General features: G+C 34.5%; 11 protein-coding genes. 7 read left to right on the top strand and 4 right to left on the bottom strand.

What is annotated here, in order from left to right:
* The first annotated feature begins 147 nt into the window (after positions 1 to 147).
* From ACMDB5_RS03320 to ACMDB5_RS03345, 6 genes are all read left to right on the top strand, one after another.
* On the top strand, positions 148 to 384 hold the full coding sequence (locus tag ACMDB5_RS03320; protein WP_007137004.1) for an acyl carrier protein: 237 nt from the start codon (positions 148 to 150) through the stop codon (positions 382 to 384).
* Between the two features lie 175 nt (positions 385 to 559).
* Complete coding sequence (gene fabF / locus ACMDB5_RS03325; RefSeq protein ID WP_413999601.1) at positions 560 to 1,813, top strand: beta-ketoacyl-ACP synthase II; 1,254 nt, start codon at positions 560 to 562, stop codon at positions 1,811 to 1,813.
* Positions 1,814 to 1,819: 6 nt separating this feature from the next.
* Positions 1,820 to 2,560 carry a ribonuclease III gene (rnc, locus tag ACMDB5_RS03330; protein WP_413999602.1) on the top strand — a complete coding sequence of 247 codons (741 nt, stop codon included), beginning with the start codon at positions 1,820 to 1,822 and terminating at the stop codon, positions 2,558 to 2,560.
* Positions 2,561 to 2,674: 114 nt separating this feature from the next.
* Positions 2,675 to 3,163: an IPExxxVDY family protein gene (locus ACMDB5_RS03335; protein WP_413999603.1), complete on the top strand. Its 489-nt coding sequence runs from the start codon at positions 2,675 to 2,677 to the stop codon at positions 3,161 to 3,163.
* A gap of 5 nt (positions 3,164 to 3,168) precedes the next feature.
* A complete protein-coding gene (gene pyk / locus ACMDB5_RS03340; RefSeq protein WP_413999604.1) occupies positions 3,169 to 4,599 on the top strand; it encodes a pyruvate kinase in 1,431 nt (476 codons plus the stop codon).
* Between the two features lie 112 nt (positions 4,600 to 4,711).
* Complete coding sequence (locus ACMDB5_RS03345) at positions 4,712 to 5,485, top strand: Bax inhibitor-1/YccA family membrane protein (protein ID WP_413999605.1); 774 nt, start codon at positions 4,712 to 4,714, stop codon at positions 5,483 to 5,485.
* A 57-nt stretch (positions 5,486 to 5,542) separates the two neighbouring features.
* Here ACMDB5_RS03345 and dinB read toward each other — a convergent pair whose 3' ends face one another.
* Both dinB and ACMDB5_RS03355 read right to left on the bottom strand, forming a co-directional pair.
* Positions 5,543 to 6,628: a DNA polymerase IV gene (dinB, locus tag ACMDB5_RS03350; RefSeq protein ID WP_413999606.1), complete on the bottom strand. Its 1,086-nt coding sequence runs from the start codon at positions 6,626 to 6,628 to the stop codon at positions 5,543 to 5,545.
* A gap of 45 nt (positions 6,629 to 6,673) precedes the next feature.
* Positions 6,674 to 8,743, bottom strand: coding sequence for a recombinase (locus tag ACMDB5_RS03355; protein WP_413999607.1), 2,070 nt, complete (start codon positions 8,741 to 8,743; stop codon positions 6,674 to 6,676).
* Between the two features lie 347 nt (positions 8,744 to 9,090).
* On the opposite strand from ACMDB5_RS03355, the gene ACMDB5_RS03360 reads away from it, so the two are divergent.
* Positions 9,091 to 9,561, top strand: coding sequence for a CYTH domain-containing protein (locus ACMDB5_RS03360; protein WP_413999608.1), 471 nt, complete (start codon positions 9,091 to 9,093; stop codon positions 9,559 to 9,561).
* Here ACMDB5_RS03360 and ACMDB5_RS03365 read toward each other — a convergent pair whose 3' ends face one another.
* Complete coding sequence (locus ACMDB5_RS03365; protein WP_413999609.1) at positions 9,562 to 10,056, bottom strand: septal ring lytic transglycosylase RlpA family protein; 495 nt, start codon at positions 10,054 to 10,056, stop codon at positions 9,562 to 9,564.
* A gap of 84 nt (positions 10,057 to 10,140) precedes the next feature.
* Positions 10,141 to 10,563, bottom strand: a complete 423-nt coding sequence (locus ACMDB5_RS03370) for a hypothetical protein (RefSeq protein WP_413999610.1) — start codon at positions 10,561 to 10,563, stop codon at positions 10,141 to 10,143.
* Positions 10,564 to 10,566 lie beyond the last annotated feature (3 nt).

The following is a 10,566-nucleotide window of genomic DNA, read 5'->3' on the forward strand; positions in this document are numbered from 1 at the left end:
AAGGAATAAAAAATGAAAATAAATAACATTGAGAAGCCTTTGTTGAAATATATTTTATAAATTAGTTGTCACATTTATCAACTTAATGGTTGTTTTAAAATAAAGTTTTTTATTTTTGCCACCAATTAAATTCTAAAATTAAAGATTATGTCAGACATTGCATCAAGAGTAAAAGCGATTATCGTAGACAAATTAGGCGTTGACGAAAACGAAGTTGTAACAGAAGCAAGCTTCACTAATGATTTAGGAGCTGATTCATTAGACACTGTTGAGCTTATCATGGAATTCGAAAAAGAATTCGATATTCAAATTCCAGACGATCAAGCAGAAAACATTGCTACTGTAGGTCAAGCTATTTCTTACATCGAAGAAGCTAAAAAATAATAAATACTCACTCGCTTGCAGCTTTGTAAGCGAGTGTTATTATTTTTTTCAAAAATTAAATTCGAGATTGTAAATCAATCAAAAGATATATAATATAATACCCACGGCTTTTTTGTAGAATTACAGTAAAGAAAGCGTGGGTTTTATTTGTTTAAAGATACAAAATACATAAGTTATGGTATTAAAACGAGTTGTTGTAACAGGTTTAGGTGCTCTTACTCCTATTGGAAATAATATTGAAGAGTATTGGAACGCTCTTATTAACGGTGTTAGTGGTGCAGCACCAATTACTTATTTTGATGCTTCAAAGTTTAGAACAAAATTTGCCTGTGAAGTAAAAAACTTCAATGTTGAAGATTTTATTGACAGAAAAGAGGCACGGAAAATGGACCGTTACGCACAATACGCTATGGTTGCATCTGACGAAGCTGTAAATGATGCTAATTTTGATTTTGAAAAATTAGACAAAGATAGAGTAGGTGTTATTTGGGGTTCAGGAATTGGAGGATTAGAAACTTTTCAAATAGAGGTTCTTAATTTTGCAGCTGGTGACGGTACTCCAAAGTTTAATCCTTTTTTCATACCAAAAATGATTGCTGATATAGCTGGTGGTCTTATTTCGATGAAACATGGATTTAGGGGTCCAAACTTCACAACAGTTTCCGCTTGTGCATCATCAACAAACGCTATCATTGATGCTTTCAATTACATTCGCCTTGGTCATGCTGACGCAATAGTAACAGGTGGCTCTGAAGCAGCGGTAACAATTGCCGGAATGGGAGGTTTTAATGCAATGCATGCCTTGTCAACCAGAAATGATGACCCAAAAACAGCTTCCAGACCAATGGACAAAGACAGAGACGGATTTGTACTAGGAGAAGGTGCCGGAGCATTAGTTCTGGAAGAATATGAGCACGCTGTAGCTCGTGGCGCAACCATCTATTGCGAAATTGGTGGTGGTGGAATGTCAGCTGATGCGCATCATATAACAGCTCCTCATCCAGAAGGTTTAGGCGCTAAAAATGTAATGTTAAACTGCTTGAGAGACGCTGGCTTAAAACCAACGGATGTAGACGGCGTAAACATGCACGGAACTTCAACTCCTCTTGGTGATATTGGAGAATCTAAAGCAATTCTACATGTTTTTGGCGAACACGCTTACACAATGAATTTGAATTCAACAAAATCAATGACAGGCCATTTACTTGGTGCTACCGGAGCAATTGAAGCAATATCATGTATTCTTTCATTAAAACACGGAATAGTTCCCCCTACAATCAATCATTTTACTGATGACGATAACATTGACCCTAAACTGAACTTCACTTTCAATGTTGCTCAAAAAAGAGACATGAAAGTTGTTATGAGTAATACCTTCGGTTTTGGAGGTCACAATGCTTGTGTTTTGGTTAAAAAATTAGACTTGTAATTCCATATGGGTATAATAAGCAAAATATTTTCAAAATCCCGTTCTCAAGAAGACGGGATTTTTTTTGATTCTATCCAAAAAATATTGGGTTTTACCCCAAAAAACATCGATCATTACAGAAAAGCTTTTACACACCGCTCTTCCAATAAGCTGAATTCGGAAGGAAACCCGATAAACTACGAACGCTTAGAGTTTTTGGGAGACGCTATGTTAAGCGCCGTAATTGCAGCACATTTGTTTAACAAAGCACCGCTTGGCGACGAAGGCTACCTCACTAAAATGCGCTCAAAAATAGTAAGCAGGGAACACCTGAACGAACTTGGCAAAGATCTAAATTTGATTCAATTTATTGAAAGCAAAGTGCCGGTTCAACATTTTGGAGAAAACATACACGGCAATATTTTTGAATCATTAATAGGGGCTATTTACCTAGACAAAGGTTACGATTATTGCGAGAAATTCATTCAAAAAAGAGTGATTACCCCTTATGTAGATATTTCCAGATTAGAAGGAAAAGTAATCAGTTACAAAAGCTTAGTAATCGAATGGTGTCAGAAGGAGAAAAAAATATTCCACTACGATATTTTTGAAGATAATGCCATCGATGGGCAACGTTTATTTGGAGTAAAACTCAGCATCGATGACAAAGTAATTGCAAAAGCGAGAGCAACATCGAAAAAGAAAGCAGAAGAAAAAGCATCCCAACGCGCCTATTTTGCATTTCAACAAAAAATGGACAAGAAATAACATTAATTTCTTCAAAACTACAACGTTTTCGTTCATAAATTAACTAAATCATTACATATTACCACTCTAACACTTCGTTAGAAACACTATATTTACACCTTATTTTTGACGAATATGGCTATTCATAAATTGGATCTTGGCGAATTTGACGAAATAGATTACCATCTCATTGCAATTCATACTTCATTAGAAGATTATAGATTGGCGTTTTTCATCAATCAAAATCTTCCGATCAATTTAAGCATGAGCAAGGATGAGATTCAAATTAATATAAAAGAAGGAGAAACTAATTTTTCTAGATTTTATTATTATGACTCAGAAAATGAAATATCCTGGAATTTAATTCAAAATAAAAACGAGGTTTTTCAACAAAAAAAAGATGCTGATCAAAATCTATTCTCGAATTTAACCCAGGGAATTCCAACAAAGGTTTACTTACTTCCAGAATTCAAAAAAGCAGATTTCTTTTTGAAAATTGAACATAACGACAACGCAATAGACGTTTCAAAAATAAAAATAACATTAAATACCATTGATAGCATATCAACAGTTTATACTGTAGATACGAATCAGATAAGATCAAAAAACAATTTAATTTTTTAATACAAATGATTACGAACAAAAAAACCAAAATTGTAGCCACACTGGGCCCTGCATGCAGCACAAGAGAGACTATAAAAGACATGATTGACGCAGGTGTAAATGTGTTTAGGGTTAATTTTTCTCACGCAGACTATTCTGACGTTAAAGAAAAAATTAGCATCATAAGAGGACTAAATGATGAGTACGGATATACAACGGCAATACTTGGCGATTTACAAGGACCTAAACTTCGCGTAGGAGTGATGAACGAAGGAGTTGTAGTTAATGATGGAGATTTAATTACTTTTACGACTGCCGAAGACATTATTGGAACTGCTGAAAAAGTTTTCATGAAGTACAAAAACTTTCCAAATGATGTTAATCCAGGGGAAAGAATTTTACTAGACGACGGGAAACTTATTTTTGAAATTGTTGAGACTGACAAAAACACCGAAGTAATTGCAAGAGTTATTCAAGGTGGAGAATTAAAATCTAAAAAAGGAGTAAACCTTCCTAACACCAAAATATCACTTCCTGCAATGACAGAAAAGGATATTGCAGATGCTATATTTGCCATCGAACAAAAAGTAGACTGGATTGCACTTTCGTTTGTAAAAACGCCACAAGATCTAAAAGACCTACAGGAATTAATTGCTGAACATTCTGAACATAAAATTCCAATTGTAGCCAAAATAGAAATGCCCGAGGCATTAGAAAACATAGATAAAATTATTGCTTATTGTGATGGTTTGATGGTAGCGCGTGGTGATTTAGGTGTGGAACTTCCTGCTCACGAAGTACCATTAGTTCAAAAAGAATTGATCCGTAAAGCCAAAACAGCTCGAATCCCAGTAATTGTAGCCACTCAAATGATGGAAACTATGATTACGAGTTTAACTCCAACAAGAGCAGAGGTAAACGACGTGGCTAACTCGGTAATGGATGGTACAGATGCCGTAATGCTTTCTGGCGAAACTGCCACTGGTAATTATCCGGTTCAGGTGATTCAAAAAATGACTCAAATTATTGAGGCTGTCGAAGATTCTCCACTTATCAATGTGCCACAAAACACACCACAAATAAAAACGAAACGTTTTATTACTAAAACTATTTGTCAAAGTGCTGCACTTATGGCTAATACAATCAAAGCCAAAGCAATTTGTACTTTGACTAACAGCGGATACACTGCTTTTCAGATTTCTGCTTGGAGACCATCGGCTCACATTTTGGTATTCACTTCAAACAAAAGAATACTTACACAACTTAATTTACTTTGGGGTGTTAAATCTTATTATTACGACAAAAGAGTAAGCACAGATGACACCGTAACAGACATAAACGAAATTGTAAAAGAAAAAGGATATGTAACTCCTGGTGACTTTGTAATCAACTTAGCAGCTATGCCTATCAAAGAGAAAGGAATGGTAAATACCCTTAGAGTTTCAGAAATTGAATAACTAAGAATTTTTAACAAATATTTAAACCGCCTCTTAATGATTTTAACGAGGCGGTTTTTTTGTACTAATTTATTTTCATATATCTTTGATGAAAAACAAATACTATTCAATTATGAATTTCGAATCAAGAAACCCTTTTTTGAACAATAAATCTTTTTCGGCAACATCTGCTACAAGAAAAGAGGAAGTGCATCAAGCAACTATTATTGATTACAACCAAGAAATGACTTTATCAGGAACGATCAATAAAACCTTATTATTGTTTCTATTGCTTACTGCATCGGCTATGGTAATTTGGTGGATGTCATTTAATGGTATGAACCCAATAATTCCAACTATTGGAGGCGCTGTAGTAGGACTAATTTTAGTGGTTGTTTCTGCATTTAAACCTCAATATTCCTCTTATTTAGCTCCCGGATACGCATTATTCGAAGGATTATTCATTGGCGGAATCTCTGCAATTTTTGAAGCTATGTATCCCGGAATTGTAATCCAAGCCGTTGGAGCTACTTTTGTGACATTTGCCGTTTGTTTAGGATTGTACAAATTCAAAATAGTAAAAGTAACAGAACAGTTCAAATCGGTTGTTGTTGCGGCAACACTTGCCATTGCGACTTATTACTTAATATCTTGGTTAGTTTCAATGTTCACAAGCTTTCAACCAGTTCATCACGGCAATTCCATGATGAGTATCGGAATCAGTGTATTTGTAATCATAATCGCAGCTTTGAACTTATTTTTAGATTTTGATAGAATCGAAAAAGGAGTTCAGGAAAAAATGCCAAAATATATGGAATGGTTTGCTGCCATGGGATTAATGATAACCTTAGTTTGGTTGTACATCGAGTTCCTAAGATTACTTTCAAAACTTTCAAGCAAAGACTAAAAACAATCTGGTCAATAAAACAAGAAACCCTTTTCATTACGAAAAGGGTTTCTTGTTTTAAAAGGCAAATTTTAACTGCACAACTACCGCTTTTTTAACTTCAGTATTCAAATTACTCATCGATATTCCCAGTAACCGAACAGAGTCTTTCATCCGTTCTTGATACAAAAGTTCTTTTACGGTTTCTAAAATCAATCCTTTATCCGAAATAAAATAAGGCAAAGTCTTGCTTCTTGTTTGCTGACTAAAATCGCTATATTTGATTTTTAACGTGACCGTTTTACCGGAAATATTGTGTTTTTTAAGCCTTCTTTCTAATGCGTTTGCAATAGTATCCAATTGTTCAACCATGAATATTTCTGAAGAAAGATTGACATCAAAAGTATGTTCGGCAGCTACTGATTTCGTAATTCTATCCGACTTGACTTCACTATTATGAATCCCGCGCACCACACTATAATAGAAACTTCCAGATTTTCCGAAATGTTTTTCAAGAAACTCCAGAGATTTACTCTTTAATTCAAGTCCTGTAAAGATTCCTAATTGATACATTTTTTCGGTGGTGACTTTTCCAACTCCATAAAACTTACGAATTGGCAGTTCTTCTAAAAAAGCAAGAACTTCATCAGGGTTTACTGTTTTTTGTCCATTAGGTTTGTTGTAATCACTGGCTATTTTTGCAACAAACTTATTAATCGATATTCCGGCCGAAGCCGTTAAACCTACCTCATTAAAAATTCGTGCTCTAATTTCTTCCGCCAATAAACTCGCACTGGGATTTCCTTTTTTATTTTGGGTAACATCTAAATAGGCTTCATCGAGCGAAAGCGGTTCTACAAGATCCGTGTATTCGCGAAATATCTTATGAATCTTAGTTGAAATCTCTTTATAACGATCAAATCTAGGTTTTACAAAGATAAGTTCCGGGCAATTTCTCTTGGCCAAAACACCGCTAATAGCACTTCTAACACCAAATTTTCGGGCTTCATAACTTGCCGCCGCAACCACTCCTCTATTTTCAGAACCTCCAACAGCAATAGGCTTACCACGCAACTCTGGATTATCCATTTGCTCCACGGAAGCATAAAAAGCATCCATATCGATATGTATGATTTTCCTATTTAGAATTAAATCCTCCATCATAAACAAATTGAATAACCACCTCTCTTATCGAATAGTTTAGTATAACTAGGAATTTTTTAGCTCCTCCAACTGCGACTCATTTGCTTTTTTTTCTGTTGGAAAAAAGAAACTAAGAGGTTTTGACTTGAAATGATTCCAAATCGAAACGGTAACAAATCGCAATTCAAATAATGAGATAGCACGCGAACGGAATGCAAGACCTAATGAAAGGCTGAAACTCACCATAAAGTTAACCAATCCGATAAGACCAATCCCAAAAATCCCCCAAAATAACATCCAATTGCTTACTTCATAATTTGCCCCATACAAAGCCAAAGCAAGGTTTCCACTACCAAAAGTTATGTGTCGGACATCGAGATTTAATCCTAAAAACAACCCAATAGAAGCCGTACTACCCATAAATATTCCAAACCAAAAATTAGAAATAATACCAGCCCATTTCTTCTCATATAGTTTTGCTAATTGCAGGGTTTTATTTTTTCCAAAATTTCTTTTCAAGAAAGGGTGTTCTGCAATTCTAAAACAAACCTGATTGTGCTTGTCTCTGTTGGCAACACTGCCTGAAATGATTCCTGATAAAAACAGAAATACTCCTGCAATAGCCGCATGAAAAATAGCCAAGGAATGAATTGGACTTAAATCAACGAGCAAGGTTTCCCATTTAGTAGCAGCAATATTATAATTTAAAAAATAATCAATCAACCATATTCCAAGTAATGAAACCGGAAAAGCCATAACCACATTCCCAACAAAGGCAATAAACTGGGATCGGAAAACGCGAGCAAAAAAAACAGCAAACGCTTTATACTTTGCAGTACCTATACCTTTCTGCAACGCACCTTCTTCTAATGCCTTAATTAAAGCCGAAGCCGTCATCGCAGGTTGTTTTGTAGCCAATGTAAAACCCAAAAGATAAATGGCAATAAATCCAAAAGCATAATTCATACTATACAGAAAAGCGTGGCCAAAAAAACTTGTCTCTGCCTTAGAAAGCAAAACTTTTACAATACACAAAATCCCTACAATAAAACCACCTCCTAAAGCGCCTTGGAACATTTTAAAATACTCCTTACGGCTTTCCGTAATATAATGTTCTCCTGTTTTGGCGGTATGTTGTGTAATCTCATAAGAAAGTAACTGGGTACTTTCGGCAACGAATTTTCGAACATTATTTTTATAACAGTTATACTTTATCAATCGTAAAGCCAATATAATACCGTTATTCCTTTTATCTTTTTCAGAATCAACTACTAATAACGAAATTAAAAACGTCAAACGTTCTAGTTGCTGTCTAATTTTTAACAAATGCTGATTTACCCGCAATGAAATTCCATATTTTGAACTGTTATGAAATGCTTTCTCCACAAATCCTTCGCATTGCTTCTTCAAAATCAACAACTGCGCATAAGATAAATCATCTGAAGTAATATAATGCTTCGCTGAATTTATAATCCGATCTTCAATCAAAAATAATTCCTTTTCAAAAGCGGAAAAAGGGCTCTCAAGATCATCAAACTCAGGCACCATTTTGATCACATCAGTCTCCATGGCTCGACCACTGATTCGTTGAATAATCAAGTGCTGAGCAATCAATAATTCAGACAAAACAGAATTAGGCAACTTGCTTTCGTAAATAGACTTGAATTTCAAAAGATCATACAATTCTTCCAATTGACTTAAGGGGATTCTGTCAATCCAAACTCCATCATTAGCAAGATAAAAAACCTGATTGAGGACATATTCTAAAGTATCCTTTTGCGGCTGATAGGGCAATAACTTAGCAAAGATTCTTTTTTTGACTTCAAAAATAAAATCTACATCTTGCAAGATGGCGGCATCAGAAAGGATTTTATTAAATTTCCTATCCTTTAAAATTTCTTTGAGATAGATGGAAAGCTGTTTCCGGCAGGAATAGTTCTCTTTTAAAAAAGAAATAATTTCTTGTAAATCTACAGTCTGTTGCTTTTTGTTTTTTAAAGGTCTTATTAAGCGAACTAATTTTACTAAAGGCTCTAAGACATCATTAGTTTCGCGCCAGGATTGCGTTTCTCCAAAAAATTCAGTTAAAAGTCCTGCTGCGGTAGATTTTGGTTTGGTTTTGAAAAATAGCTTCATTGTAACAATTCGATTTTTGTAAAAATACAAATCGCCCAAAGAAATTCTGGTAACTTAATCAAAAAAAAACATAAAAATACAATTCCGGATTGGCAACAGACCTTTTTGTTTACTCAAAACACAGAAAAATAACCGTAAATAGTTTTCAAATAAAACAAACCATAACCCTTTGAACTAAAGCCTAAATTCAATAGCTTTTGAAAGTCACAAAGCCATTAAAGTAAAATATTCAATACCTTTGGGTTCGGAATTAGCCCAGATGGAAGCGGCATCCTTTTTATTTTTTCTTTAAAAATAAAAAGATACAGCGAACAGCTGGAAAAGCTTCAAAATAAAACAAATACAAAATGATCGAGATTGAACGAAAATTTCTAGTTACTTCAGACCAATTTAAAAAGGAAGCCTTTGCTCAAAACCGAATTAAACAGGGTTATTTGAGCTCCGTCCCAGAACGAACAGTACGAGTTAGACTAAAAGGAAACAAAGCCTACATAACCATAAAAGGAATCTCAAATGAAGCGGGCATGTCGCGTTTTGAATGGGAAAAGGAAATTCCCGTTGATGAAGCCGAAAAGCTACTGCTATTGTGCGAAAAAGGGATTATTGACAAAACCCGCTTTGATGTAAAAGTAGGCAATCATATTTATGAAGTGGATGAATTTTATGGAGATAATCAAGGTTTGCTTATTGCCGAGGTAGAACTTCAATCTGAAACAGAAACTTTTGAAAAACCAAACTGGCTTGGAAAAGAAGTGACTAGCGACAAACGCTATTACAATTCGCACTTGAGTATTATTCCTTATAAAAATTGGAAATAATTATTTAATCTCTTCAATAGTTACCATCATGGATCCCGCCGCTTTATTTTTAGTAATCTCCATAAAAGCTTTTTTAGAGAGATCAATTTCTCTAGATCTCACAAATGGCCCCCTGTCGTTAACTTCAACAATTATAAACTTTCCGTTGGCCTCATTTGTTACTTTTAATTTAGTTCCAAAAGGGAGTTTTTTATGGGCTGCAGTGTATTTACCCTTGTCGTATTTTACACCGCTAGTTGTTCTTTTTCCATGAAATTTATCTGCATAATAGGACGCATGAGCATTTTTTTTATACAGTTTTAATTTCGTTATTTCTTCTGTCAAAGTGTCCTTTAAAATTTGTTGTTGCCCAACTGGGGATTTACTCTTCTTGACAGTATCTTTTTGCGCTGCTGTTTTTGACAACGATGCTTTTATTTTATCAGCAATTAAACTCTGACTACTCGCAAAGCCTACTATAGCCAGTAAAAAAAATAGTGTTATTAGTTTCTTCATTTGTAACTTTTTATTTGGACTCTATTTGTACAAAAACTGTACCTAGATAAAAAAAGTCCTATTTCTAGGACTTTTTACATTTTATTAAAACCACATTGACCATGGAATTCTACTTAAAATAAGTACTAATCCCAAACCGTAGAAAATGCTAAATGTTTTGAATTTAGATTCAGATGTTGTTAATTTTTTATGCTTAGACCATCCAATTGTAATTAAAGCAATAGCAATAATGTTGATTAACGGATGCTCTAATGATGTTAATCGCAAAGCTTTATCAGACATTTGTCCAAGGGAAGCGAAACCAAGCGGAGAAACAAAGTACAAAATTAATCCAACTAACAATTGAGTATGAGTTCCTATCAAACCGAAAATTGCAATTTTTCTGTCTTTGGCTGTAAATTCTTTTTTAGATATCAAACCAATAACGGAATTAACAACAGCAATCACTAATAACAAAAGAGCTAGATAAGCCCAACCAGAATGGAACTTTTGAATGAATTCGTACATAAA

It is taken from the genome of Flavobacterium sp. W1B (assembly GCF_047344965.1).
Classification (GTDB): Bacteria; Bacteroidota; Bacteroidia; order Flavobacteriales; family Flavobacteriaceae; genus Flavobacterium.

Bases quoted from the DNA above. Each gene is read 5' to 3' on its own strand.
- ACMDB5_RS03320 (WP_007137004.1), top strand. From the start codon at position 148: ATGTCAGACATTGCATCAAGAGTAAAAGCGATTATCGTAGACAAATTA.
- fabF (WP_413999601.1), top strand. From the start codon at position 560: ATGGTATTAAAACGAGTTGTTGTAACAGGTTTAGGTGCTCTTACTCCT.
- rnc (WP_413999602.1), top strand. From the start codon at position 1,820: ATGGGTATAATAAGCAAAATATTTTCAAAATCCCGTTCTCAAGAAGAC.
- ACMDB5_RS03335 (WP_413999603.1), top strand. From the start codon at position 2,675: ATGGCTATTCATAAATTGGATCTTGGCGAATTTGACGAAATAGATTAC.
- pyk (WP_413999604.1), top strand. From the start codon at position 3,169: ATGATTACGAACAAAAAAACCAAAATTGTAGCCACACTGGGCCCTGCA.
- ACMDB5_RS03345 (WP_413999605.1), top strand. From the start codon at position 4,712: ATGAATTTCGAATCAAGAAACCCTTTTTTGAACAATAAATCTTTTTCG.
- dinB (WP_413999606.1), bottom strand. From the start codon at position 6,628: ATGATGGAGGATTTAATTCTAAATAGGAAAATCATACATATCGATATG.
- ACMDB5_RS03355 (WP_413999607.1), bottom strand. From the start codon at position 8,743: ATGAAGCTATTTTTCAAAACCAAACCAAAATCTACCGCAGCAGGACTT.
- ACMDB5_RS03360 (WP_413999608.1), top strand. From the start codon at position 9,091: ATGATCGAGATTGAACGAAAATTTCTAGTTACTTCAGACCAATTTAAA.
- ACMDB5_RS03365 (WP_413999609.1), bottom strand. From the start codon at position 10,056: ATGAAGAAACTAATAACACTATTTTTTTTACTGGCTATAGTAGGCTTT.
- ACMDB5_RS03370 (WP_413999610.1), bottom strand. From the start codon at position 10,563: ATGTACGAATTCATTCAAAAGTTCCATTCTGGTTGGGCTTATCTAGCT.